At 64.6% G+C, this 24,139-nt stretch carries 24 protein-coding genes, 1 tRNA gene and 1 pseudogene; 24 read left to right on the top strand and 2 right to left on the bottom strand.

The genetic code is table 11. The features are described from left to right. The 17 genes from EII42_RS02890 (at window position 1) to pyk (ending at window position 18,507) form a co-directional block, all read left to right on the top strand. Window positions 1-1,947 (top strand): penicillin-binding protein 2, encoded by a 1,947-nt coding sequence (locus EII42_RS02890; RefSeq protein ID WP_125170606.1) that lies wholly within the window; start codon window positions 1-3, stop codon window positions 1,945-1,947. Next, window positions 1,947-3,446, top strand: a complete 1,500-nt coding sequence (locus EII42_RS02885; RefSeq protein ID WP_125170605.1) for a UDP-N-acetylmuramoyl-L-alanyl-D-glutamate--2,6-diaminopimelate ligase — start codon at window positions 1,947-1,949, stop codon at window positions 3,444-3,446. The genes EII42_RS02890 and EII42_RS02885 overlap by 1 nt, the downstream gene beginning before the upstream one ends. After that, window positions 3,443-4,861, top strand: coding sequence for a UDP-N-acetylmuramoyl-tripeptide--D-alanyl-D-alanine ligase (gene murF / locus EII42_RS02880; protein WP_125170604.1), 1,419 nt, complete (start codon window positions 3,443-3,445; stop codon window positions 4,859-4,861). The genes EII42_RS02885 and murF overlap by 4 nt, the downstream gene beginning before the upstream one ends. Continuing rightward, window positions 4,858-5,928: a phospho-N-acetylmuramoyl-pentapeptide-transferase gene (mraY, locus tag EII42_RS02875; RefSeq protein ID WP_125170603.1), complete on the top strand. Its 1,071-nt coding sequence runs from the start codon at window positions 4,858-4,860 to the stop codon at window positions 5,926-5,928. The genes murF and mraY overlap by 4 nt, the downstream gene beginning before the upstream one ends. Further along, window positions 5,910-7,370, top strand: a complete 1,461-nt coding sequence (murD, locus tag EII42_RS02870; RefSeq protein WP_370318086.1) for a UDP-N-acetylmuramoyl-L-alanine--D-glutamate ligase — start codon at window positions 5,910-5,912, stop codon at window positions 7,368-7,370. Before mraY ends, murD begins: the two co-directional genes overlap by 19 nt. An 11-nt stretch (window positions 7,371-7,381) precedes the next feature. Next, window positions 7,382-8,620, top strand: coding sequence for an FtsW/RodA/SpoVE family cell cycle protein (locus EII42_RS02865; RefSeq protein WP_125170601.1), 1,239 nt, complete (start codon window positions 7,382-7,384; stop codon window positions 8,618-8,620). Beyond that, window positions 8,617-9,693 (top strand): undecaprenyldiphospho-muramoylpentapeptide beta-N-acetylglucosaminyltransferase, encoded by a 1,077-nt coding sequence (gene murG / locus EII42_RS02860; RefSeq protein ID WP_125170600.1) that lies wholly within the window; start codon window positions 8,617-8,619, stop codon window positions 9,691-9,693. The genes EII42_RS02865 and murG overlap by 4 nt, the downstream gene beginning before the upstream one ends. Window positions 9,694-9,699: 6 nt before the next feature. After that, the gene (gene murC / locus EII42_RS02855) at window positions 9,700-11,142 is read left to right on the top strand and encodes a UDP-N-acetylmuramate--L-alanine ligase (RefSeq protein WP_125170599.1); all 1,443 of its coding nucleotides are present in this window, start codon (window positions 9,700-9,702) and stop codon (window positions 11,140-11,142) included. Continuing rightward, a complete protein-coding gene (locus EII42_RS02850; RefSeq protein ID WP_125170598.1) occupies window positions 11,129-11,851 on the top strand; it encodes a cell division protein FtsQ/DivIB in 723 nt (240 codons plus the stop codon). The genes murC and EII42_RS02850 overlap by 14 nt, the downstream gene beginning before the upstream one ends. Before the next feature lie 120 nt (window positions 11,852-11,971). Then, window positions 11,972-13,105, top strand: a complete 1,134-nt coding sequence (gene ftsZ / locus EII42_RS02845; protein WP_125170597.1) for a cell division protein FtsZ — start codon at window positions 11,972-11,974, stop codon at window positions 13,103-13,105. Between the two features lie 101 nt (window positions 13,106-13,206). Next, complete coding sequence (locus tag EII42_RS02840; protein WP_370318085.1) at window positions 13,207-13,689, top strand: cell division protein SepF; 483 nt, start codon at window positions 13,207-13,209, stop codon at window positions 13,687-13,689. 13 nt (window positions 13,690-13,702) lie between these two features. Continuing rightward, window positions 13,703-13,987: a YggT family protein gene (locus EII42_RS02835; protein ID WP_199729780.1), complete on the top strand. Its 285-nt coding sequence runs from the start codon at window positions 13,703-13,705 to the stop codon at window positions 13,985-13,987. Window positions 13,988-14,079: 92 nt separating this feature from the next. Further along, window positions 14,080-15,090: a DivIVA domain-containing protein gene (locus EII42_RS02830; RefSeq protein WP_125170594.1), complete on the top strand. Its 1,011-nt coding sequence runs from the start codon at window positions 14,080-14,082 to the stop codon at window positions 15,088-15,090. Window positions 15,091-15,200: 110 nt separating this feature from the next. Beyond that, window positions 15,201-15,614, top strand: coding sequence for a TraR/DksA C4-type zinc finger protein (locus EII42_RS02825; RefSeq protein WP_125170593.1), 414 nt, complete (start codon window positions 15,201-15,203; stop codon window positions 15,612-15,614). Further along, entirely contained in the window at window positions 15,578-16,093 is a 516-nt protein-coding gene (lspA, locus tag EII42_RS02820; RefSeq protein ID WP_370318084.1) for a signal peptidase II, read from the top strand. Before EII42_RS02825 ends, lspA begins: the two co-directional genes overlap by 37 nt. 2 nt (window positions 16,094-16,095) lie before the next feature. Then, a complete protein-coding gene (locus EII42_RS02815; RefSeq protein WP_125170591.1) occupies window positions 16,096-17,019 on the top strand; it encodes an RluA family pseudouridine synthase in 924 nt (307 codons plus the stop codon). A 78-nt stretch (window positions 17,020-17,097) separates the two neighbouring features. Continuing rightward, window positions 17,098-18,507, top strand: coding sequence for a pyruvate kinase (pyk, locus tag EII42_RS02810; protein ID WP_125170590.1), 1,410 nt, complete (start codon window positions 17,098-17,100; stop codon window positions 18,505-18,507). A gap of 288 nt (window positions 18,508-18,795) precedes the next feature. Here pyk and EII42_RS02805 read toward each other — a convergent pair. Next, window positions 18,796-18,879, bottom strand: a tRNA-Leu gene (locus EII42_RS02805). A gap of 111 nt (window positions 18,880-18,990) precedes the next feature. On the opposite strand from EII42_RS02805, the gene EII42_RS02800 reads away from it, so the two are divergent. Beyond that, window positions 18,991-19,584: an ANTAR domain-containing response regulator gene (locus EII42_RS02800; protein WP_125170589.1), complete on the top strand. Its 594-nt coding sequence runs from the start codon at window positions 18,991-18,993 to the stop codon at window positions 19,582-19,584. 9 nt (window positions 19,585-19,593) lie between these two features. Here the strand turns inward: EII42_RS02800 and EII42_RS02795 are convergent, their stop codons facing one another. After that, on the bottom strand, window positions 19,594-19,998 hold the full coding sequence (locus EII42_RS02795) for a PaaI family thioesterase (RefSeq protein WP_199729779.1): 405 nt from the start codon (window positions 19,996-19,998) through the stop codon (window positions 19,594-19,596). A gap of 32 nt (window positions 19,999-20,030) precedes the next feature. Between EII42_RS02795 and EII42_RS02790 the strand changes: the two are divergent. From EII42_RS02790 to EII42_RS02765, 6 genes and pseudogenes are all read left to right on the top strand, one after another. Then, a pseudogene (locus tag EII42_RS02790) lies at window positions 20,031-20,561 on the top strand (isochorismatase family protein); the annotation flags it as partial. 18 nt (window positions 20,562-20,579) lie between these two features. Continuing rightward, a complete protein-coding gene (locus EII42_RS02785; RefSeq protein WP_370318088.1) occupies window positions 20,580-21,197 on the top strand; it encodes an NUDIX domain-containing protein in 618 nt (205 codons plus the stop codon). Next, window positions 21,179-22,102, top strand: coding sequence for a site-specific tyrosine recombinase XerD (gene xerD, locus EII42_RS02780; RefSeq protein ID WP_125170588.1), 924 nt, complete (start codon window positions 21,179-21,181; stop codon window positions 22,100-22,102). The genes EII42_RS02785 and xerD overlap by 19 nt, the downstream gene beginning before the upstream one ends. A gap of 1 nt (window position 22,103) precedes the next feature. Continuing rightward, a complete protein-coding gene (locus EII42_RS02775) occupies window positions 22,104-23,006 on the top strand; it encodes a ParA family protein (RefSeq protein WP_125170587.1) in 903 nt (300 codons plus the stop codon). Beyond that, window positions 22,999-23,328: a hypothetical protein gene (locus EII42_RS02770; protein WP_125170586.1), complete on the top strand. Its 330-nt coding sequence runs from the start codon at window positions 22,999-23,001 to the stop codon at window positions 23,326-23,328. The genes EII42_RS02775 and EII42_RS02770 overlap by 8 nt, the downstream gene beginning before the upstream one ends. Beyond that, entirely contained in the window at window positions 23,321-24,136 is an 816-nt protein-coding gene (locus tag EII42_RS02765; RefSeq protein ID WP_125170585.1) for a ScpA family protein, read from the top strand. The genes EII42_RS02770 and EII42_RS02765 overlap by 8 nt, the downstream gene beginning before the upstream one ends. Window positions 24,137-24,139: the final 3 nt, after the last annotated feature.

The raw sequence follows: 24,139 nt of genomic DNA, 5'->3' as shown, positions 1-24,139 counted from the left end.
ATGATCAAGTCTCGCAAATCGCCGGTGAGGGAGAACCAACCCCGCTCTCAAAACGGTAGGCGCCCGCGCTCCTCGTCGAAGAAGCTTTCGGCGAGCGCCGGGCGTCGTTACCGCGGCACGGTCACCCTGCGGCTGGGCAACCGGAACCGCAGGCTGCGGCTATTCGCGGTCTCTCTCGTTTTGCTGCTGGCGGCGAGCATGATTCGGGCGGTTCAGTTGCAGGCCATAGATCCCAAATCGTTCGCGGACGAGGCCATCAAGAAGATGCAGCAGACCCGCTCGGTGCCCGCGATGCGCGGTGATATCCGAGACCGCAACGACGTCACACTGGCCATGACCGAACCCGGGTTCCGGATCGTCGTGGACGCCGAGATGATCCACATGAACGGCGCGCCGCGGAACCGAGAAATGACCGAGCGTGAGCGGGCGGATGCGGAGGTAGCGCCGGGCCTCGTCGCGGATATTCTGGTGAAACATATCGGGGGTCGACGCGGCGAGTACCTAGAGGTGTTCAACCGCAAGAAGCCCAACACCGACCAGTTCTCCCGCTACGAGATAGTGGCGCGACGCATCTCGGCGCACGTCTTTAACGCGCTCATGGCTGACCTGCGCGTCGGTATCAAGGACGGCGACAAGTCCCGCAGGCTGTTTGGCGTCTACGGCGAGCCCGACCCGGTTCGGCTCTACCCCAACCGCTATACCGGTTCCAACGTCGTGGGATTCGTGAACGGAGACGGCAACGGTGCCAGCGGACTTGAGTTCGCGCTGGACAGCCAGCTCAAGGGGGAGCCGGGGCAGGTGACCTTCGACAGGCTGCGCTTCGGTCGCATCCCGTTGGGTACCAACGTCGCGATTCCAGCGGTCGACGGAACGGACTACCAGCTGACCATCGACTCCGACCTGTCCTGGGTGACGGATCAGTTCTTGGCTGAGGGCCTGAAAAACTCCGGGGCCAAGACCGGCACGGCCATAGTCATGGACGTGAACACGGCTGAGGTGCTGGCGATGTCGGTACTGCCGAGCTTCGATTCGTCCAACCCGGCTGAAGCAGACTTCGCCGATCTGGGAAACCGGGCGGTGGCCCAGGCCTACGAGCCGGGGTCCACCCAGAAGGTGCTCACGATGGCGGCGCTGGCCGACCAGGGGCTCGTGACGCCAGATACGCGGGTTCAGGTTCCCGCCCGTATCCGATCCGGTGCGGGTTACGTGCGTGACTCCTTCGAGCACGGCACCCTGAAACTCACCGCTCGCGGCGTCGTGGCCCAGTCGTCGAACATCGGCACAATCATGCTCGCGCGGCAAGCAGACAAAGCCAAGCTCTCGGATTACTACGCCGCATTCGGTCTGGGCAGCCGGACCGGCGTCGAGCTTCCCGGGGAGGCGGCGGGGCGGTTGCCGGGCAAGGACATGCCCGACTACACCCGCGATCAAATCTCCTTCGGACAGGGGCTCAGCGTGAACGCCTTGCAGATGGCCAGCGCGATCTCCGCTGTGGTCAACGGCGGCATGTACCACGCGCCGCGCATGATCAAGTCCGCGACAGCGGCCGACGGCAGCGAGGTCGAGTTGCCGCCCGCGCCCTCGCGGCGGGTCATCTCCGAGGAGGCATCCAAGATGACCGTCGAGATGATGGAGGCGGTCACGATGCTCGACCCGGAGAACCGGGCCATCCCCGGATATCGCACTGCGGGCAAGTCGGGCACCGCCCAGCGGTTCGACGAAAGGTGCAAGTGTTACAACGGCTTCACCTCTTCGTACGTGGCGGTGGCGCCCGCAGAGGACCCGCAGCTGCTGGTGTACGTGGTCCTGGACCAGCCGAGCAACGGCAACCTGGGCAGTCGGCTGGCTCTTCCCGTCGTGAACCAGATCCTGCAGGTCGCGCTGCCCCGATACAACGTGCTGCCCTCGTCGACGGCTGCCCCCAGCGATCCTCTAGTCTTCGAGTGATGAATGCTCTACCTCCCGCCGGCCGGGCACCGGTGCCACTGCAGAGTCTGGTTCCCTCGGCCAGCGCGAACCCGCTGATCTCCGGCATCTCCCTCGACTCCCGCAGCGTTCAGCCCGGGTGGATCTACGCCGCCCTGCCGGGGAGCCGGGCGCACGGCGCCTCCTACGCCGGTCAGGCGATCGCCGCGGGGGCGGCCGCGGTGGTGACCGACGAGGAGGGCGCGCGGATCGTTGATGATGTGGCCGTCCCGGTGGTGGTGTTGCCCGATGTCCGCGCTGGGCTCGGGGTCATCGCGGCTGGCGTGTTCGGACGGCCCGCCGACGATCTGCTCACCTTGGGCGTGACGGGTACCAACGGCAAGACCACCACTGTGCAGCTGTTGGCCGCGGGCCTGGAAGCGGCGGGACGGATGCCCGCTACTGTCGGCACGCTAGGTTTCCTGCTGGCGGGGGAGAGCTTGGAGACCGAGCGCAGCACGGTGACCACCCCGGAGGCGCCAGATCTTCAGGCGCTCCTGGCTCACTTCCTGGCCGCCGGTGCAGATTCCGTCGCTCTGGAAGTTTCCTCGCACGCGCTGGAACTGCATCGGGTGGGAGGGCTCAGGTTCGACATCGCAGGATTCTTGAACCTGGGGCACGATCACCTGGACTTCCACGGTACGCCAGAGGCTTACTTCCGGGCTAAGAGGAGGTTATTTGATCCTGAGCTCTCCCGGCGGTGCGTGATCTGGCTCGACGAGCATGGCTCGCTCATCGCGGAGGACGTGCGTGCCGTGCGGCAGGCCGACTTGGTGACGGTCGGTTTCGAGGATGCGGACTATGTGCTTGGCGGCTATCGGCCGCAGGGCAGGCTCGGCGGGGTTGCGAGCGTGACGCGAGGTGGGGAGCGGTTGGAGCTTCGGGTGGCCTTGCCGGGGCAGTTCAACATGATTGATGCGGCGGTGGCCCTCGCGATGCTGGAATCGGCGGGGATCTCCACCTCGGTCGCGCTGGCGGGCTTGGCGCGAGCCCAAGTACCGGGGCGGATGCAGCGCGTCGTCTTCGACGACGAGGCGCCTTTGATCATCGTCGACTTCGCGCACACCCCGCAGGCGGTGGCGGCCACGCTGGAGACCCTGGGTCAGCTGGGGCCAGTCACGACCGTTCTAGGCTGTGGCGGCGACCGGGACGCGCGGAAGCGCCCGGCCATGGGCCGGGTTGCGGCGGAACTGAGCTCTTCGCTGATCGTCACCGACGACAACCCACGCAGCGAACCGCCGGCCGAAATTCGCGCAGCGATGCTGACCGGAGCCCGCGCGGTAGCCGGATCGCGGGTCGTGGAGATCGGGGATAGGCAGGAGGCGATCGAACATGCCATCCGCTCCACGCCGGCCAGCGGGGTCGTGGCGATCCTCGGCAAGGGGCATGAGCGGGGACAAATCCTCGCGGACCGGGTGGTGGATTTCTCGGACGCGCTGGTCGCGCGATCCGCTTGGGAGAGAATGCGAGGTAGGGCATGAAGCAGCGGAACCTGGTGGAGCTGGTGGAGTTGATGCAGCCCGCAGCGGTCGAGGTCTACGGCGAGGACTGCGTGGTTGGGCCCGATGTGGTGACGGACAGCCGTGCCGTCACCGAGGGAGCCATATTCGTGGCCATCCCGGGCGAGCGGGTCGACGGCCACGCCTTCGCTGTCGCTGCGGAGAGTGCGGGGGCCGCGGTAGTGATGGGTAGCTACGTCACCGACGCGTCGATACCGCATTTGCTTGGCGAGAACTCCGTGCAGACTCTCAGCTGGCTGGCGCGCGGCCTGGTGCGTGAGGCGCGTGCCGCGGGGATGGTTAGCGTCGGGGTGACCGGATCGTCGGGAAAGACCTCCACTAAGGATTTGATTGCCCAGGTGCTGGAGCGTCGTGGACCGACGGTTTCGCCTGTCGGCAGCCAGAACAATGAGATCGGCGTGCCGTTGACCGCGTGTCGCATTGATGACGAGACGGCGTTCCTGGTGAGCGAGCTGGGCGCTCGTGGCCTGGGCCACATCAAGTGGCTGACCTCGCTGGTGCCGCTGGACATCGCGGTGGTGGTGAACGTCGGGCAGGCCCACGCCGGCGAGTTTGGCGGGATCGAGGTGACGCAGAAGGCCAAGACCGAGATCGTCGAGGACCTGGGGGCGGACGGCTGGGCGGTGCTAAACGGCGACGACCCGCGGGTGGCGGCGATGGCCGACGCCACGAAGGCACGGCTGGCCTGGGTGGGGCTCGGGGAGCTGCCCGCCGGCGAGTTGCAGGTGCGGGCCCGCGAGGTTCGGGTGGACGAGCTGTCGCGCCCGAACTTCGTACTTGAGGTTACCGACGATACGGGCACCTCGGCGGTTAACGTGGATCTGCAGGTGGTGGGCCGCCACCAGGTGTCGAACGCGCTGTTGGCCGCCGCGGTCGGGCTTATCAGCGGCCTCAGCCTCGACGCCGTGGCAGCCGCGCTACGCGAGGCAGGCCCGCGTTCACCGTGGCGGATGGCGGTGTCTCGCGGCATCGGGGGAGCGATCGTCGTCAACGACGCCTACAACGCCAACCCGGACTCGATGGCTGCTGCGTTGCACACCGCAGCCGAGCTGATCGGGCGTTCGCGCGAGCGGTACCCCGCAGCTCGACTGATCGCGGTTCTGGGCGACATGCTGGAGCTTGGCGAGGATGCGGTTCAGGCGCACGAGGCCGTCGGACGGTTGGCGCACGAGTGTGGGGTTTCGGAGCTAATCGCAGTCGGCGAGCACGCCAGGGATGTGGCGCGTGGCGCGGCCAATGTGCCGTGCGTCCGGGTGGCCATGCGCGAAGAAGTGGCGGAATCCCTTAGGCTGACTGTTGGCGATGTGGTGCTGGTCAAAGGCTCGCGTGGAGTGGGCTTGGAACTCGTGGCGCAGTCGCTGGAGGAAAAACAGTGATCAACATCTTGCTAGCTGCGGGCCTATCGCTCGTCTTTACTCTCGGCGGCACTCCGTTGCTGATTCGTTTTCTGGTTCGAAAGAAGTACGGCCAGTTTATTCGCGAGGACGGTCCCGACTCGCACCAGGTGAAGCGGGGAACCCCGACGATGGGCGGGCTAGTGATCGTCGCCGCCGTGCTCCTGGCCTATTTCGTCAGCCACCTCATCCTGTGGAACCCACCGACCCTGTCGGCGCTGCTGCTCCTCGGCCTGATGAGCGCCATGGGCCTGCTTGGCTTCCTGGATGACTGGTCGAAGATCTCGAACGAGCGCAGCCTCGGCCTGACCGCGCGGGGCAAGCTCATCGGCCAGGGGATCGTGGGTTTGGGTTTCGGCTGGGCTGTGCTCAACTTCCCGAACTCGCGTGGCGTGACGCCCGGCTCCGCCGCCATTTCTTTTCTCCGGGATCTGAGCTGGTTGGTGCTGCCATCCGTCGTGGCGATTCTTTTCTTTGCGTTCGTCATCTCGGCCTGGTCCAACGCCACGAACCTGACCGATGGGCTCGACGGTCTGCTCGCCGGGTGTGCGACTCTCGTGTTCGCGGCTTATACCTTGATTTCCATCTGGCAGTTCAACCAGTGGTGTGGTCGAGCGTCCACGGCGGGCCCGCGCTGCTACCTGGTTCGGGATCCGTACGACCTCGGGGTGGTGGCCATCGCGCTGGCGGCGGCCTGTTTCGGTTTCCTCTGGTGGAATGCTAAGCCGGCCAAGATCTTCATGGGTGACACCGGGTCGATGGCCATCGGGGCTTCGCTGGCTGGGCTGTCGATCATGACGCACACCGAGTTGCTGGCGGTAGTGCTGGGCGCTTTGTTCGTGATGGAGGCGGGATCGGTGATGCTCCAGGTCGGGTATTTCAAACTCACCAAGGGAAAGCGAATCTTCAAGATGTCGCCCATCCATCACCACTTTGAACTCAAGGGCTGGGACGAGGTGACCGTCGTGATCCGATTCTGGATCATCTGCGGTCTTTTCGTCGCGCTCGGCATCGGCGTTTTCTACGCGGAGTGGGTGGTAAGCCAATGAACGTTGACTCGTTGAACCGGCTGTCCGATTGGAGTTCGGTCCGCGTGGTCGTGGCCGGGCTCGGAGTATCCGGCTTTGCTGCGGCGGACGGCCTACTGGAGTTGGGTGCTCGGGTCACGGTGCTCGACGACTCGACGGCGCACGAGGACAAGGCCGAATTGCTCAGACAGCTGGGGGCCACCGTCGTGACGGGGCCGGGCGCGACGGGCAGGCTGCCCGAGGGCACGGACCTCGTCGTTACGTCTCCCGGCTGGCGTCCCGATGCCCCGCTGCTCGCGGCCGCCGGCGACGTCGAAATCCCCGTCTGGGGCGAGGTTGAGCTCGCCTGGCGCATGATGCAACCCGACCGCGCTCGCCCGTGGCTGGGCGTCACCGGGACGAACGGGAAAACCACCACCACGCAGATGCTGACTGCGATCCTGCGCGCCGACGGTTACCGCGTGGCGGAAGTGGGCAACATAGGCCGCCCCATCGTCGAGGCCATCCTTGACGAGGAGGACTACGACGTGTTCGTCGTGGAACTGTCCAGCTTCCAGCTGCACTATGTCAACTCTGTGGCCCTGCACTCCGCGGCGGTGCTCAACCTGCACGAGGACCATCTAGAGTGGTACGACGGGCCGGACGGTTTCGAGCGTTATCGGGCGGACAAGGCGCGCGTCTACGAACGAGTGACTCACTCCTGCGTCTACAACGCCGACGAACCGGCCACGGAGCGGCTGGTGGAGGAGGCGAACGTCGCCGAAGGGGCGCGCGCCATCGGCTTCACGCTTGGCGTGCCCGCGCGTTCGATGATGGGGGTCGTGGACGATCTGCTGGTGGATCGAGCCTTCGTTCAGCAGCGTGCCACGTCCGCGCTCGAATTGGCGAAGGTGAGCGACGTGCAACCCTTCGCTCCGCACAACGTGGCTAATGCGCTCGCCGCCGCAGCTTTGGCGCGTAGCTTGGGTGTGAGGCCGCAGTCTGTCGCCCAGGGGCTGCAGCAGTTGGAGCTGGCCGGACACCGGATTCAACTGGTGGCCGAGGCCGAGGGAATCACCTGGGTGGACGATTCCAAGGCCACCAACCCGCACGCGGCGGATTCGGCCCTGCGGGCCTTCGAATCGATCGTCTGGCTTGCCGGTGGGCAAACCAAGGGTACGAGCTTTGATGACCTGGTGGCCAAGCACGCGGCCCGGCTGAGGGCTGCGGTGCTCTTTGGCGTGGATCGGGCGGTGATAGCTGAAGCACTTCGACGACACGCGCCTGAGGTGCCGGTTCATGTGCTGGATTCGGCTGACACTGGGGTGATGGACGAGGCGGTAAGCCTGGCCGGGTCGTTGGCCCGCTCCGGCGACGTGGTGCTGCTGTCCCCGGGAGGTGCCTCACTGGACATGTTCACGGGTTACGCGGCCAGGGGAGACGCCTTCGCCCAGTCGGTGAAAGGCTACCTGGATCAAGGTTAGGACGGTTGGAAATGGCTAAGCAGGCTTCCCCGGTGCACGCTTCCAACCGCAGCCAGTTCCGCGCGCTGATCGCGGCGCCGACGACGCCGCTCTATCTGGTGATCGCGAGTGTGGCTTTCCTGGTCTCCCTCGGGACGCTGATGGTGTTGTCCTCGTCCTCGGTGGTGGCCGAATACTGGAAGCTGAGCCCGTACTACTTCGTCGTGCGGCAGGCCCTGATTCTGGCGGTCGCGCTGTTGGCGGCCTGGGTGTTGGCCAGGTTGAGCGCGGAGACCTACGTGAAGCTGGGCTGGGCGGCCTGGGTACTGTCGGCTGTGCTGTTGACAGCGGTACTTGTGGTGGGAGACGACCGGTTCGGCAACCGCAACTGGCTCACCTTCGGGCCGATCAGCATTCAGCCTTCGGAGTTCGCGAAGCTTGGGTTGATCGTGTTCGCGGCCGCGCTCCTGCACAGACGCAGTCGCACGCTCAACAAGCCTTGGGCGTTGTTGATCCCGCTCGCCCCGATGGCGCTCATCCTCTTCTTTCTGATCCTGGCCGGGCGCGACGTGGGCACCGGGCTGATCATGGCGACCATCGCCGGGCTGATCATGTGGTTCATCGGCACGCCGATGCGCATCCTCGCTCCGGCGGCCGCGTTGGGGCTGGGGTTGATGGCGTTGCTGGTCTTCGGCTCGGACAACCGATCTGCCCGGATCGCGATCTTCCTCAACCCCGACAGCAACCCCGATTTGGCCTCGCAGCCCATGTCGGCGCTCTACGCGCTGTCTTCCGGGGGCGTGTGGGGCGTCGGTTTGGGCGCGAGCCGACAGAAATGGGGTGGGTTGCAGACCGGGCCACACACGGACTACATCTTCGCGGTGATCGGGGAGGAACTGGGGTTGTTCGGCTCGCTGGCGGTGCTGTTGGCTTTCGCCGTCTTCGGTTTCGCCGGGATGCTGATCGCGATGCGTTCGGACTCGCTTTTCTGCCAGATAACTGCTGCAAGCATCACCGGTTGGATGATCGTGCAGGCGGCGGTGAATATTTTCGTGGTGATGAACCTGCTGCCGGTGCTCGGAGTTCCGCTGCCGTTCATGTCGTACGGCGGGTCGTCGCTGTTGGCCAGCATGATGGCGGTCGGTGTGCTGATTTCCTGTGCTAGAAATACACCGGATATGCGCAAGCACCTGGAGGCGAAGCGCAGGGCGAAGCGGACGCTGCGTCGTCGCATGACGAGTGTGATGGCCGCGACGAAAGGAGACTCATGACGAGCGTGGTTCTCGCGGGCGGTGGCACGGCTGGCCACACATCACCGCTGATCGCTACGGCTCAGGTGTTGGAGGAACTCGGCGTGCAGCGTCTCGTGGCGGTGGGCACCGCTAAGGGCCTCGAAACCGAGGTGATTCCCAAGGCAGGATTGAAGCTGGAACTGATCGAACCGGTTCCGCTGCCCCGAACCGTCAACCTGGATCTGGCGAGACTGCCGGTTCGCCTCAGCAGAGCAGTTCGGCAGTCGCTGCGCATACTGCGGCGCTATAACGCCGATGTCGTGGTGGGTTTCGGCGGATATGTGTCGATCCCGGTTTACCTGGCGGCCCGGGCGGCGAAGGTGCCGGTGGTTGTGCACGAGGCCAACAACATCCCGGGGATCGCGAACAAGATCGGGGCGCGGTTCGCGCGATATGTGGCGACGACGTTCGACACCCCGATGCGAGGCAACCCGCAGGTGATCGGGATGCCCATGAACCGCAGTATCACGAGGCCCAGTCATACCCCGGAGGAGGCACGGGAGAGCTTCGGGCTGGATCCGCGGCGCAGGACGCTGCTCGTCAGCGGCGGGTCGCAGGGAGCATTGGCGGTGAACCGCGCGGTGATTGGTGCTCGTGACGCGTTGCTCGACGCAGGAATCCAGATTTTGCATGTGCTCGGACCGAAGAACTATGCCGATGATCCGGTGGTCACTCGGGGCGGTGTGGCTTACGTTCCGGTGGCCTACGTGGATGACATGTCGCGTGCGTACCAGGCTGCCGACCTGATGGTGGGGCGTGCGGGCGCGGGCACGGTTATGGAGACGGCGGTCAGTGGCCTGCCCGTGATCTTCATCCCGCTTCCGTGGGGTAATGGGGAGCAGGGCAGGAACGCGGCAGCGTTGGTCGCCGCAGGCGGTGGCGTGCTGCTGGAAGAGAACAGGCTGGACGAGGGGACGCTGGGTGCTCAGGTCCTGGAGTTGTTCGAGGGGGATCGGTTGGGTGAGATGGCGCAGATCGCGCGTGACTTTTACCCCAGCGACGCGGCCGAGGTTCTGGCGCGCGCTGTTTACGATATCGCCAGGAAAGGATGAACACCGATGTTGCTAACTCCGATCGAGGTTGCGCCCGCCGTCGAGGTAGGCCCAGTGCACTTTATTGCTGCGGGTGGTTCTGGGATGAGCGGTGTTGCGCGACTGTACGCCCAGCTCGGAGTGCGCACCAGCGGGTCGGATCAGAGCGATTCACGCGCGTTGCGTTCGCTGGCGGAGGCCGGGGTCAGGGTCTATGTCGGCCACAATGCGGATCAGCTGGCCGATGACGTGGAGACGGTGGTGATTTCGTCGGCGGTGCGGGAGACGAACGTCGAGTTGGCCGAGGCGCGCAGGCGCGGGCTACGGGTCTGGCACCGGTCGGCTGCGCTCGCCGCTCTGATGCTGGGCCGCGACGGTGTGGCCGTAGCCGGCACGCACGGCAAGACCACCACCACGGCGATGACTGCGGTGATGCTGGGGGCGGCGGGGCTGGACCCCAGCTATGTGATCGGCGGTGCGCTCTCGACGACGGGCGTTAGTTCGGCGATCGGCGAGGGTCGGGCCTTCGTGGTCGAGGCTGACGAGTCGGACGCCTCTTTCCTGCAGTATCCCACCAAAGTGGCGGTGATCACCAACATCGAGGCGGACCACCTGGTGAACTGGGGTAGCCCGCAGGCCTACGCGGAGGGTTTCTACCGATTCGCCACGCAGCCCCAGGTGGAGACCGTGGTGATCAACATCGACGATGAGGGCGCGCGCGTGCTGGCCGAGCGGCTGATCGCGGAGAACCGGAAGGTCATCACCTATGGCGAGAGCGCGGCGGCCGCCGTGCGGTTCTCGGCGGTGCGCCCGACACCGGGTGGGGTTGAGGCGGTGCTGAGCTATGGCGACGAGTCCGGCGCCCTCCGACTGCAGGTACCGGGCAACCACAACCTAGCCAACGCGTGTGCGGCCTACGCCGTTGGGCGCGCGCTGGGCCACGAGCACGGGCGGCTGCTGACGGCGCTCGGGGAGTTCGTGGGCACGCTGCGCAGATTCCAGTTGATCACCGATACGGCGGGCATCCGCGTCTATGACGACTACGCTCACCACCCGACGGAGATTCGGGCCGCGCTGTCGGCCGCTCGCCGGGCCACCGAGGCCGGGAACGCGGCGACCGGGTTGGCGGGGCGGCTCGTCGCCTGCTTCCAACCGCATCTGTACTCGCGCACGCTCGACTTCACGGAGGAGTTCGGGGAGGTGCTGACGCTGGCTGATGTCGTCGTTGTGAACGACGTGGACGGCGCCCGGGAGGATCCGGTGCCCGGAGTTACCGGCGAACTGGTGGTTGATGCGGCTAAGCGGCACGGTGCGCGGGAGGTGCACTACGTCGAGGATAAGTATGATCTGCCGGCCGCGCTGAACGAGTTGGCGCGACCGGGGGATCTCATCATCACGCTGGGCTGCGGTGACGTGACCATCGTCGGTCCGCTGCTGGCGAAGCTGCTGGAGCAGCGTGCAGACGCCTGAGGAGTTCGTCGCCACTTTCCGCGACGAGCGGGCCAAGAAGCGCCGTCGCAGGTGGATCCTGGGCGGAGCGGTGGGCGGGTTCGTCTCAGCCGCCGCCGTCGTGGTTTGGTTGTTCTTCTTTTCGAGTGTCCTGGCGGCGGAGCAGGTGAGCGTCGAGGGCGCTGTTCTTCTTGAGGAGCAGGAGATCCTGGCCCAGGCCGAGGTCCCGCTCGGGACCCCGCTGGCGCTGCTCGACACCAGAGCCGTTGAGGAGAGGCTGAAGCTGCTGCAGGATCTGCGTGATGTGGTTGTTCTCACGGATTACCCGAACACGGTTCGCATCCTGCTCACCGAACGGGAACCGGTTTTTCAGCTTCCGGTGGGCGACAGCTATTCCTGGGTTGATTCCGAGGGGCTGGTATTTCGCACGGGCCAGGCCCGCTCCGGGCTGTTGCCCGAGGCACGCACCGATGTTAGCGACGCCCGGCTGCTGGTCGAGGTGGCGCGGGCTGTCGGACAGCTGCCTCAGGAGGTTCGTTCTGATCTGCGGTTCCTGGAAGCCAGGTCTGTGGATCGCATTGAGTTCGAGCTCCAGGGGGATCGGAGAGTCATCTGGGGCAGCGCCGACGATGGCGTGCTGAAAGCGGAGGTGCTGAGCGGCCTGCTCAAGGTCAGCGCGAGCGTTTACGACGTTTCGGCGCCTACTCATCCGACGACACGCGGCAGATGAGCGGCAAACCTTAAACCACCACTTGAGGCCAGTTTGGCTCTTTTCGCGTTGTTCGTTGGACTGTGAGCCCGATTGTCCATAGCCTTCGTTCCATAGGTTTCCCGGGCCGGAAGGCGGACAATGGCAAGCGCATCCCAGAATTACTTGGCGGTGATCAAGGTTGTGGGCGTTGGCGGCGGTGGCGTCAACGCGGTCAACCGCATGATTGAGGCGGGCTTGCGTGGGGTGGAGTTCATCGCCGTGAACACCGACGCCCAGGCGCTGGTCATGAGCGATGCCGATGTGAAGCTCGATATCGGCCGGGATCTCACCCGCGGTCTAGGCGCAGGAGCCGACCCGGCGAAGGGGCGGCAGGCGGCGGAGGACCATGCCGAGGACATTGAGGAAGCGCTCAAGGGAGCCGACATGGTTTTCGTCACTGCGGGCGAGGGCGGCGGCACTGGCACAGGGGGCGCGCCGATCGTCGCCAAGATCGCTCGTTCGTTGGGCGCGCTCACCATTGGGGTCGTGACCAGGCCGTTCTCGTTCGAGGGACGGCGCCGGGCGATGCAGGCGGATTCGGGAATTGAGGCGCTGCGCGACGAGGTGGACACGCTGATCGTGATCCCCAACGATAAGCTGCTCCAGATGACGGACCACCAGGTTGCCATCCTGGACGCTTTTAAGTCAGCTGACCAGGTGCTCATGCAGGGCGTGTCGGGGATTACGGACCTGATCACCACCCCGGGGCTGATCAATCTGGACTTCGCGGACGTCAAGTCGGTGATGAGCCAGGCGGGATCCGCATTGATGGGCATCGGCTCGGCGCGTGGTGAGGATCGGGCCCGGGCTGCGGCTGAGATGGCGATCAGTTCACCGCTGCTTGAGGCCAGCATCGATGGGGCTCACGGGGTCCTGCTTTCCATCGCGGGCGGTTCGGATCTGGGCTTGTTCGAGGTGTCGGCCGCCGCCCAGCTCATCGAGGCTGCGGCGCATGACGAAGCCAACATCATTTTCGGCACGGTGATTGATGATGCACTCGGGGATGAGGTTCGGGTGACCGTGATCGCCGCTGGCTTTGATTCCGCGCCCGTGAAGCGCCCCGCGGCTGCTCGACCCCCGCAGACTCGGCCAACCCCGTCGGCTTCCGCTGCTCAGATGGTTGCACCTCAGCAACCGGTTCAACCCAAACAGCCGATGTCGCCGCCTCCGCAACCCAGGCCGCAGCCGACTTTTTCGGATGACGATCTCGACGTGCCCGATTTCATGAAATAGGGTTCGATCAAGTTTGAGTAGCCTCAACAGCGCGTCGTTTCCAGTAGCACGGGTATGACGCGCTAGCCTTCTACGAGTAAGCAATTTTTCAGGAGGCGACAGTGGGCCTACGCAACATCGCTGCTTGGATCGGTCTCGTTGACGACGGCCGCTACGATAGGGATCCGAGCCAGCTTGAAGAGGAGCTCACCGGCGACGACTACATTGAGGAGGAGTCGGTCGTTGAGGAACTGCCTGCTGTCCCGGAGGCGCGCACCCGTCCGCGCACTGTTGTCGCGAAGGAGAAGGAGCCCGAGGTGGCCGACTTGAGCCGTATCGTCAGCGTGCGTCCGAGGTCGTACAACGAGGCGCGCATGATTGGCGAGAACTTCCGCCAGGGCGTTCCTGTAATCATGAACCTGTCCGACATGGAAGACGGCGATGACAAGCGGCTTGTTGACTTCGCGGCCGGGCTAATCTTCGGCCTTCGAGGCAACATCGAGCGAGTCGCTAACAAGGTGTTCCTCCTGTGCCCGAACGGATTGGTGGTGGGCCCGGAGGACCGGGAGCGCATCTCCTCGGGCGGATTCTTCAACCAGAGCTGAGGCAGAGTTGAGCGTGATCGGGTTGATCCTTTGGTGGGCCATCAACATCTACTTCTGGGTATTGCTCGGCAGAGTGGTGTTGTCGTTCGTGCCAGCTGTCGTGCCGGGATGGACCCCGCGTGGTGTGTTGCTCGTGCTGGCCGAGGTGCTCTACACGCTGACCGACCCACCGTTGAAGCTGATTTCCAGGGTCGTGCCTCCTGTTCGGTTGGGAGCGGCGGCGCTCGATTTTTCGCCGCTGGTTCTCATTTTTGCTCTCCAACTGCTGCAAGTGGTGGTCCGCCTCATCTTCTTCTAGGCGTCGGATGTGCCAAGCGGGTACCTTGGAGGGAGTGGTTTCCTGTAGGGTAACTTGTTGGTTAGTCCATTTCTAGAGAGTTTGGAGCGCATATGAGCCTCACCCTTGAAGATGTGCGTCGCATCCGGTTCCGTATGGCACGTCCACGCGAGACCGGCTACGCGGTTGCCGACGTGGACACCTTCATCGACAAGGTGGAGGAGAGCTTCGAACACTTCGAGAAGTCGAACGACCTGCTTCGTCGAGAGATCGAGGCTGCCGCCGCCGCCCACCCCGGCAAGGACCACTCAGCGGAGCTTGCGGAGTCCAGGCAGCAGTTGGCTGCCAAGGATCGGGAGGTCTCGTCGCTTCGCGCTGAGATCGCTCGGCTGAAGAAGGAGGTCGACGAGGCGCGCAATGCGACGACCACCATGGCCCAGATGAGCGACGCGGGCGACGAGGTCCGTCGGCTGCAGGCGGCCAACAACGATTTGATGAACCAGCGTAGCCAGTTGGAATCGCAGGGCGATCAGTTGAGGGCTCAACTGGAGCAGACTCGCTCCGAACTCGAACGGATGCGTACCGAGCGGGTGACGCACCAGTTCGGTAGCCCGTCGCAGTCGCTCACCGTGCATGCCGCAGAGGACGCGGCGCCTGCTGTTACTCGGCTGCTGCAGATGGCTACCGAACAGGCTTCCACGCTTGTCTCGGAAGCTGAGATTGAAGCTTCCCGTAAGTTGGCGGACGCGGAACAGCGCGCCACCGAGATCAAGACTGACGCTCGGACCCGGGCGGAGCGGATCGAATCCGAGGCTCGGGTCAACGCTGAGCAACTCACGGGCGAGGCGGAGTCCCGTGCGGCCCGCCTGGATTCGGAGGTCAAGGCTAAGCGCAACGAACTCTTCGCGGAACTGGAGCGCGAGCAGGGCATTCTCTCGGGCAAGGTCAGTGCGCTGCGGCACTTCGAGTCGAAGTATCGGGAGAACCTGAACGCCTCACTGCAGCGGCTCGTTGGTGCGCTGAGCAATGAGCATCCGGAGCCGTTGGAGGTTCCGGAACTCGCCCAGCGATCGGATACCCCGCGTCTCGACGCTCTCGTCGGAAGGCATGAGGCTCGACGCTGATTCGACTCGCCAGGGCGGGTCGATCCCAGAGCACGGGGTCGACCCGCCCTGCGCTTGTCGCGGAAGTGGTGTACCCTTCCTGCACGGTAATCAATGAGGAAAGACACATCATGGCCAAGAACGAGGCAGCCAAAACTCTCCCCATCCGTGAGGGCGAAGAACCCTGGACCGAGGAGGAGATTCGAGAGCAGCGCGAGGAACTCGTCGGGGAGCTTGCCCGCATCGAGAAGCGGATTGAAGAGTCCGAGGCTGAACTGGCTGCGCTGCTCAGTGGCGGTAACGACGGCGCGGGCCGTGATCCGGCCGACGTCGGCTCCAGCAACTTTGAGCGGGATCAGGAACTGTCTCTTGCACACAACGTGAAGGAGATGGCAGATCAGCTTCGGCTCGCTCTCACCCTGTTCGACCAGGGCCAGTACGGTTACTGCGAGGTTTGCGAGCAGCCGATCGGCAAGGGCAGGCTGCAGGTGTTCCCGCGGGCGACTCTGTGTGTCGGCTGCAAGCAGCGGGAGGAGCGACGCTGAAGCGGGCAGCGATTGCGTTGGCCGTGGGTCTCGGACTTTTCGGGTTTGCGGCGGACCAACTCACCAAAGAGATCATTCTAGCGTCGCTCCAACCTGGCGAGTCTGTTCCAATGTTGGGGGAGTTGCTGCGGTTCACGCTGATCTTCAACCCGGGGGCGGCGTTCGGCTTGGGGCGGAGCGCCACGCTGGCCTTCACGGTTTTCGCGATCGTCGCGCTGGCGGGATGCCTCGGCTACGCACTGCCTCGGGTGCGGCGAGTGAGCCAAGCAGTGGTGCTCGGCTTTTTCCTTGCCGGGATTTCCGGCAACCTGCACGACCGGTTGTTCCGCCCGCCTGCCGCGCTTTATGGGCATGTGGTTGATTTCATCCAGTTGCCTTATTTCGCGATTTTCAACGTTGCGGACGTGTTCATCACACTAGGGGCGGCCCTGCTGATCCTGTTCGGGTTCAGGAGCGGACGCAGGCCGAGCGGGGTGTAGCGGTGAGCATCTTCCTGATCCCGGACGCGTTGGCAGGTGAGCGGGTTGACGTCGCGGCGGCGAGAGTCAGCGGCTACTCTCGCTCGAAAATAGAGACCATCCTGAACGCGGGCGGGCTACTGCTCGATTTCAAACCGGTGCTGAAGGGAGCCACCCGGGTCGCCGCGGGGGCGATGCTGGAGATTCTCGACGAGGCGGTTCCGGCCCCCTTGACGGTGAAGCCACGTGTTGCTGAAGGGCTGAGCATCCTGCACGAGGATGCGGATATCGTCGTGGTGGATAAGCCTGCGGGCATCGCCGCTCACCCGAGCCTGGGCTGGGAGGGCGGCAGCGTGGTAGAGCACCTGGCCCATGTCGGTGTGAAGGTCGCGACGAGCGGCGCAGCCGAGCGGCAGGGGATCGTCAGCAGGCTGGACGTCGGAACCTCGGGCGTGATGGTGGTGGCCAAGAGCGAGCGAGCCTATTCGATCCTCAAGGACGCGTTTCGTTCTCGATTGGTGGACAAGACCTACCATGCTCTCGTCCAAGGACATCCTGACCCCTTCAGCGGCTCCATCGACGCTCCTATCGGGCGTCATCCCGGGCACGAGTGGAAGATGGCGGTTGTCGAGGGCGGGCGCGAGAGCCTGACCCACTACGACACCATCGAGGCCCATAGACGGGCAACGCTCCTTGATGTCAAGCTGATGACCGGACGGACCCATCAGATCCGGGTGCACATGGCTGCCATCGGGCATCCCTGCGTGGGGGATCCGCTCTACGGGGCAGATCCCAAACTCTCCGCGCTGGTTGGCCTCGACCGGCAGTGGCTGCACGCGCTGCGACTCGGGTTCGAACACCCAGCGACGGGGAGGCGAGTGGAGTTCGAGTCGCCCTACCCGGAGGAGCTGGCGCGTGCGCTGGAGGTCGTCCGGTCAAACGATTGAGCAACTTTTCTTCGCAGTTGGCTAACAGAAGGACTCCGGGTGAGGGTATTCTCTACCCTTCGGGTAGGCTGAGGCATTGTGCGTAGAGCTAAGATTGTTTGTACCCTGGGCCCGTCTTCCGAGTCTGTTGAGCGTCTGGTGGAGCTCATCCAGGCGGGCATGAACGTAGCCCGACTCAACATGAGCCACGGCGACTACAACGAGCACCTCACCCGACTGAAGAACGTCCGGGAGGCTAGCCGCATCACTGGCGCCACCGTCGGCGTGTTCGCCGATCTGCAGGGCCCCAAGATCCGTCTCGGAAAGTTCGCGGATGGCCCGCATAACCTCGCCCGTGGTGACGTGTTCACCATCACCGTGGAGGAAATCCTCGGCACCAAGGAACGCTGCTCCACCACTTACAAGGGTCTGCCGGGAGACGTCCGCCCCGGCGACATGCTCCTCATCGACGACGGCAAGGTTGGCCTGCGGGTGACCGCAGTGGATGCCACCGACGTGGTCACCGAGGTGGTCGTGGCCGGGCCGGTGTCCAACAACAAGGGCATCAACATCCCGGGAGCCGCGGTCTCGGTTCCGGCGATGAGCGAGAAGGACGAAGCAGACCTGCGCTGGGCGTTGGAAAACGGCATCGACATGATGGCGCTGTCCTTCGTTCGCTCGGGAGATGACATCAAGCGCGTGCACGAGATCATGGACGAGGTCGGCCGTCGCGTGCCGGTGATCGCCAAGCTGGAGAAGCCGCAGGCCATCCGGAACCTGCAAGCCATCATCGACTCCTTCGACGCCTTCATGGTGGCCCGTGGCGATCTGGGCGTGGAACTGCCGCTGGAAGACGTTCCGCTGGTGCAGAAGAAGATCATTCGGGCCGCCCGCAAGTGGGCCAAACCGGTCATCGTAGCGACGCAGATGCTCGATTCTATGATCTCCAACCCGCGCCCGACCCGGGCTGAGGCCTCCGACGTGGCGAACGCCATCCTCGACGGTGCCGACGCGGTGATGCTCTCCGGAGAGACCTCGGTTGGCGACTTCCCGGTCCTCACCGTCTCCACGATGGCGCGCATCGTCGAAAGCACCGAGAAGGAAGGCCACGCGGAAATCCACCACATCGACTGGGATCCGCACACCACGGGAGGCATCCTCGCGAAGGCCGCGGTCGAGGTGGCCGAGCGGGTTGGCGCCCGCTACCTGGTGGCTTTCACCAAGTCGGGGGACACCGGTCGCAGGCTCTCCCGCCTGCGGGCACCGATCCCGATGCTGGTCTTCTCCCCCGAGGAGACCACTCGCCAGCAGATGACCCTCTCGTGGGGTTTGAACACCGTGGTGACGCCCAACTTCATGGCCCAGGAGGAAATGGTTCAGGCCCTCGACGCCTACCTGCGAGCCCACGGTCTGATTGAGGTGGGGGAACGCGTCGTGATTCTGTCCGGTATGCCGATGGGTGTGCCCGGCAAGACGAACAACTTGCGCGTTCACCGCATCAAGGACTGAGCTAGGTGCGACGGCGAAAGAGCCGCAGGAAAACCTGCGGCTCTTTCATTGTCGTACCCGGCAGGGGGAGTGTCGCGGCTCAGGACATAGGAGACGCATGTCTCACGACATGGGAAACCTTTGGAGCGCGATGCTCGAGGATGTTGAAAGCACGTCTCGTTATCACGGCTGTGGCTATCCGGGGACTCCCGCAAGCCGAAACCGCCCGCCGCTACCAACCCCAAACAATGAACCCCCCCGAACCCTGAAGGTTCAAGGGGTTTCCGATGTCATGAGACATCACAATCGTACCCGGCAGGGGACTCGAACCCCTACGGCCTTTCGGGCCACTCGATTTTGAGTCGAGCGCGTCTACCATTCCGCCACCCGGGCAACTCCAAACATTGTGCCACACTTGACTGATTTTGCGCTAAGTGGGCAAAGACGCGCCGACAGCAGTAGGCTATTCGCTGAATGTGCTCAGCCTGAGCAAGTGAGGAACCAATGACTGAATCGACTAAGAAGCCGACGGTGCTCGTCGCAGAGGACGAGGCGCTCATCCGATTGGATTTGGTGGAGCTGCTCATTGAGGAAGGCTATGAGGTGGTCGGCCAGGCGGGGGACGGCGAGGAGGCCATTGAGATGGCGCGCGCGTTGCAACCCGACCTGGTCATCATGGATGTGAAGATGCCGAAGTTGGACGGCATCTCGGCCGCCGAGACCATCGCGGAGGAACGCATCGCTCCCATCGTGATGCTCACGGCCTTCAGCCAGCGAGACCTGGTGGAGAGAGCCCGGGATGCGGGTGCGATGGCTTACGTGGTCAAACCCTTTGACGCCTCGGACGTGGTGCCAGCCATTGAGGTGGCACTCGGGCGTTTTCAGGAGCTACGTGCCATCGAGGAGGAGCTGGCCACACTGGAAGAGCGGCTGGAGTCCCGCAAGATCATCGACCAGGCCAAGGGAATCCTGCAGAAGAACCTGTCACTCACCGAGCCGGAGGCGTTCCGCTGGATTCAGAAGACGGCTATGAATTTGCGCAAATCCATGCGTGAGGTGGCGGAGGGCGTGATCGCTCACCACAAGAAACAGTCCTAGAAAGAGACCTCAGCTTGTCGGCACGAGCATGCAGTTCAGCGTGCCGGTCGAGATCAACCGGCTTGCGTCGTCGGTGACATCCACGCGGTAGGCGGCGACCCGCCGGCCGAGGCGCACCGCCGTCGCGGTTCCGTAGACTGTGCCGCTCCTTGCTGAGCCCAAGTGCGTGACGTGCAGGTCGAGTCCCACCGCCATCAGCCCCAGCGTCTTGCCGTGGGCGGTGGCACCCAATGATGCCAAGGTCTCGATTAGGGTGGCCGACGCGCCGCCGTGCAGCCTGCCAAAGGGTTGCACGTTTCCTGCTACTGGGATCCAGCCCACCACTCTTTGCGGAGACAGCTCGACGAGTTCCAAGCCCAACTTCTGATCAAACGGGCTGGCCATTTCGGTTGCCCAGGACGGGAGATCGGTCATGGTAGGACTCTGCCACAGGTAGGGTTGACTTCATGACCTCAGCTCTAATTGTGGTGGACGTCCAGAACGACTTCTGCGAGGGCGGAGCCTTGGCCGTCGCTGGTGGCGCGGCAGTGGCCGCCAAGATATCCCGGATGCTGAACGCTGGAACCAGCTACGACGTTGTGGTGGCCACCCGGGACCAGCACATCGATCCCGGCGCACATTTCAGCGAGCAGCCCGACTACGTGGATTCCTGGCCGCCGCACTGCGTCGTGGGCACGCCGGGGGCCGAACTGCATCCGAACCTGACGTTTGAGTTCGAAGCGGTCTTCGACAAGGGGGCTCGTGCGGCCGCCTATTCGGGTTTCGAGGGAAACTGTAATGAGCAGTACTTGGTCGACTATCTGCGGGAGAGGGGCGTGACGCATGTGGACGTTTGCGGAATCGCCACCGACTACTGCGTGCGGGCGACGGCGTTGGATGCCAAAAGGAGTGGGTTTGACACGCGCGTGCTGCTCGACCTGACGGCCGCCGTGCATCCGGATCGGGTCCACGAGGTAGAGGCCGAACTGTCGAGTGCCGGTGTCGAGGTCGAACACGTGCGTGACCTGCATGTTTCCTGGGAGGTTGTCGAACGTCGCCTGCTGGCAGAAGGCCGGGTCTCAAGCTATGTGAGCGAGACCGTGCTCACCCCGGCGGGCGAGCGAATGGAGCGGCAATTCCTCAGCCACCCGGGTGCGGTTGGGATCGTTGCCTGGGACGAGGGCACAGACGAGATCGTCGTGGTGCGCCAGTACCGGCACCCGGTGGGGATGGAGCTGGTCGAGATCCCTGCCGGACTGCTGGATGCCGAGGGCGAGACCTGGCAGGCGAGCGCTGCTCGCGAACTCGCGGAGGAGGCAGGCCTTGGGGCCGAACGTTGGCAGGTGCTAGTCGACGTCTGCACCACGCCGGGAGCTTCTGCTGAGACATTGCGAATCTTCCTGGCCAGGGGACTCAGCGCCGCGGGGGCTCCTGCAGGATTCGTGGCTGAGGGCGAGGAGGCCGAGATGCGGGTTCAACGGGTGAAGCGTGCCGAATTGGTGGCCGCGATCCTCGACGGCCGGTGCCAGTCGCCGTCGTTGGTGGCAGGCGTGCTGGCGTTGGACAGCGCCCTGAACGCGGGCCGCGTCAACCAGCTGCGTGATGCCGAGGCGCCTTGGCCGGTCAGGGACTGAGCATCGAGGAAGCGGTCGCCGAGTACCTCGGCCACGTGCGGGTGGAACGAGGGCTATCGGCCAACACAGTCGCGGCCTACCGTCGGGACCTGGCCCGGTACACGGGATTCTTACGGGAACGCGGTATAACGCGGGTGGCCGACGTCAATGTCACGGATGTTTCGGAGTTCGTGCGCCACCTCGGCCCACAGCTGGCCCGAGCCTCGGTGGCGCGCGCGGTGGTGAGCGTGCGCAGCCTGCACGCCTTTGCGTTCGGGGAGGGATTTGCTGCAGCGAACCCGGCGGCTGAACTCGCCCCGCCAAAACTACCCAAGCGGTTGCCGAAGTCGCTGACAGTGGATGAGGTAGCCCGATTGATCGCCGCGCCGGACATCAGCACGGCGGCCGGCGTGCGCGACGTGGCCTTGCTGGAGTTGCTGTACGCGACGGGGGCTCGCGTCAGCGAGGTGTGCGCGCTCGACCTGTGGGAGGCCAAGGCGGCGCTGGAACACCCGGATGCCGGAATCCTGCTCAGAGGGAAGGGTGGGAAGGAACGGGTGGTTCCGCTCGGCAGCTACGCGGCCGACGCGCTGGGCGCCTACCTGGTGCGTTCGAGACCGAGCTTGGCCACCCGCCCAGAACGGGCGCTGTTTCTCAACCAGCTGGGCCGCAGACTGAGCCGGCAGAGCGTCTGGGCGGTGCTGCAGCGCGCTGCGGCGAGGGCCGGGCTGCAGGTGGAGATCTCACCGCACTCCCTCCGGCACTCCTTCGCGACGCACTTGTTGGCCGGGGGTGCGGATCTGCGGGTGGTGCAGGAATTGCTTGGGCACTCGTCGGTGGCCACGACACAGATATACACGCTCGTCACGGTCGAACAACTGCACGAGGTGCATCGCAGCGCACACCCGCGCGCTCGCGCAGAGTAGGATGTCGGGGAGCATTGGATGGAAGGAAGACGCTGTGGCTGAGGACACACTGATTCCGGGCGAGATCGGACCGACCGGGCGCCCGATGCCGGAACTGGCGGATCCTCTGCCGCCATCGCACGGCCCGAAACAGGCGGTGATCATCGCACTGTGCAATCAGAAGGGCGGAGTGGGCAAGACCACCACGACGATCAACCTGGGGGCTGCGCTCGTCGAGACGGGGCGGCGGGTCCTACTGGTGGACTTCGATCCGCAGGGCTCGCTGTCGGTTGGTCTCGGGATCAACCCGCACACCCTCGACCGCTCGATCTACAACCTACTGCTCACCCGGGAGTACGCTGTGGACGAGGTCGTACAACCCACGGGGGTACCGGGCTTGGACATTCTGCCGGCGAACATCGACTTGTCGGCCGCTGAGGTGCAGCTCGTCAGCGAGGTGGCTCGCGAGCAGAGCCTGCAGCGCGTGTTGGTCAAACTACGTGACCGATACGACTACATCCTGATCGACTGCGCACCGAGCCTGGGGCTGCTGACGATCAATGCGCTCACTGCGAGCGACTACGTGATCATGCCGCTGGAGTTGGAGTTCTTCGCCCTGCGGGGCATCGCGCTGCTCACCGACACCATCAGCAAGGTCAAGGATCGGCTGAATCCCAATGTGAAGGTGCTGGGTCTGCTGGGGACGATGTACGACTCGCGCACGCTGCACGCGCGGGAAGTGCTGGAGCGCATCGTCGAAGCATTCAAGGAGGACGTCTTCCACACCGTGATCAAGCGCACCGTCAAGTTCCCGGAGACCACCGTCGCGGGAGAACCCATCACCAGCTACGCCCCGAACTCCCCGGGAGCGGCCGCTTACCGACAGCTGGCTCGTGAGGTTTTGTTGAAGGTGCAGAATGGCTAAGCGTGTCGCGCTGCCGGGCGCCAGCGAGTTGTTCCGCCCGACGAGTTCACCCACTCCTAGCCCGGTTCCCCGCCCGGATCAGGCCCAGCCCAAGGAGCAGGCGCCCCTGGCCTCCGGGCGAGTCAAGCACGATCACAAGATCACCGTCTACTTCTCGGAGGACGAACTCAACGCGCTAGAGGAGGCAAACATGCTGCTGCGGCGCAGCCACGGGGTGCGGGTGGACCGAGGACGGCTGGTGCGCACCGCCGTCGCGCTGGCGCTCCGGGACCTGCACGCGCAGGGCGCTGGGTCGGAGCTGGTGCGCGAGCTGCGTGGTTAGGCCCAAACCCGAGAGTTGTGAACCGGATGGGGTGGGCGGCTTCGCAGTTCACCTCACCAACTTCGAGGGCCCATTTGATCTGCTCCTGCAGCTGATAGCTCGTCGAGAACTTGACGTCACCGAGGTGGCGCTTAGCCAGGTGACCGACGAGTTCATCGCGCACGTGCGCGCCGGCGACTGGGACCTGGAGCTCACCAGTTCTTTTCTCGTGGTTGCCGCGACATTGCTTGATCTGAAGACCGCGCGACTGCTGCCGGGAGCGGAGGCCGAGGACCCTGAGGACGTGGCGGCTCTTGAAGCGCGGGACCTGCTGTTTGCCCGCCTCCTGCAGTATCGGGCCTTCAAGCAGCTCGCGGCCTGGATGGCCGATGTCGTCGCGTTAGCCGCGCGCAGGCACTACCGGCCCGGTGGATTGGAGGAGCGGTTCCGCTACGTGCTGCCAGAGGTGGAACTCCAGCTGGGCGCGCATGCCTTCGCGCAGTTGGCCGCAGCTGCGTTAACGCCCAAGGAGCCGCCGCAAGTCCCCCTCACCCACCTGCATGGTGCGAGCGTCAACCTGAACGAACAGGTGCAACTGGTGGCTTCGCGGCTGCGTGCCGAGGGCCGTGTTTCCTTTGGAGAGCTAGTTGCGGGCTCGGATCGTCTCACCACCGTGGTTCGGTTCCTCGCGGTGCTTGAACTGTTCCGTTACGCGCAGGTGGACTTCGAACAGACGAGCCCACTGACTGAGTTGATCATTCGTTGGACGGCTGGGGACGACGCGGCTGCGCGCGTTGTCGACGAGTACGGGACAGAGGAGGCGGAATAATCG

This window comes from Tessaracoccus sp. OH4464_COT-324 (assembly GCF_003932855.1).
GTDB lineage: Bacteria > Actinomycetota > Actinomycetes > Propionibacteriales > Propionibacteriaceae > Arachnia.
The sequence above is the reverse complement of the archived record's forward strand: the minus strand, read 5'-3'. Positions and strand labels throughout refer to the sequence as shown.

Coding starts and splice junctions, on each gene's coding strand:
- EII42_RS02890 (WP_125170606.1), top strand. CDS start 1: ATGATCAAGTCTCGCAAATCGCCGGTGAGGGAGAACCAACCCCGCTCT.
- EII42_RS02885 (WP_125170605.1), top strand. CDS start 1,947: ATGAATGCTCTACCTCCCGCCGGCCGGGCACCGGTGCCACTGCAGAGT.
- murF (WP_125170604.1), top strand. CDS start 3,443: ATGAAGCAGCGGAACCTGGTGGAGCTGGTGGAGTTGATGCAGCCCGCA.
- EII42_RS02865 (WP_125170601.1), top strand. CDS start 7,382: ATGGCTAAGCAGGCTTCCCCGGTGCACGCTTCCAACCGCAGCCAGTTC.
- murG (WP_125170600.1), top strand. CDS start 8,617: ATGACGAGCGTGGTTCTCGCGGGCGGTGGCACGGCTGGCCACACATCA.
- murC (WP_125170599.1), top strand. CDS start 9,700: ATGTTGCTAACTCCGATCGAGGTTGCGCCCGCCGTCGAGGTAGGCCCA.
- ftsZ (WP_125170597.1), top strand. CDS start 11,972: ATGGCAAGCGCATCCCAGAATTACTTGGCGGTGATCAAGGTTGTGGGC.
- EII42_RS02830 (WP_125170594.1), top strand. CDS start 14,080: ATGAGCCTCACCCTTGAAGATGTGCGTCGCATCCGGTTCCGTATGGCA.
- EII42_RS02825 (WP_125170593.1), top strand. CDS start 15,201: ATGGCCAAGAACGAGGCAGCCAAAACTCTCCCCATCCGTGAGGGCGAA.
- EII42_RS02800 (WP_125170589.1), top strand. CDS start 18,991: ATGACTGAATCGACTAAGAAGCCGACGGTGCTCGTCGCAGAGGACGAG.
- EII42_RS02795 (WP_199729779.1), bottom strand. CDS start 19,998: ATGACCGATCTCCCGTCCTGGGCAACCGAAATGGCCAGCCCGTTTGAT.
- EII42_RS02775 (WP_125170587.1), top strand. CDS start 22,104: ATGTCGGGGAGCATTGGATGGAAGGAAGACGCTGTGGCTGAGGACACA.
- EII42_RS02770 (WP_125170586.1), top strand. CDS start 22,999: ATGGCTAAGCGTGTCGCGCTGCCGGGCGCCAGCGAGTTGTTCCGCCCG.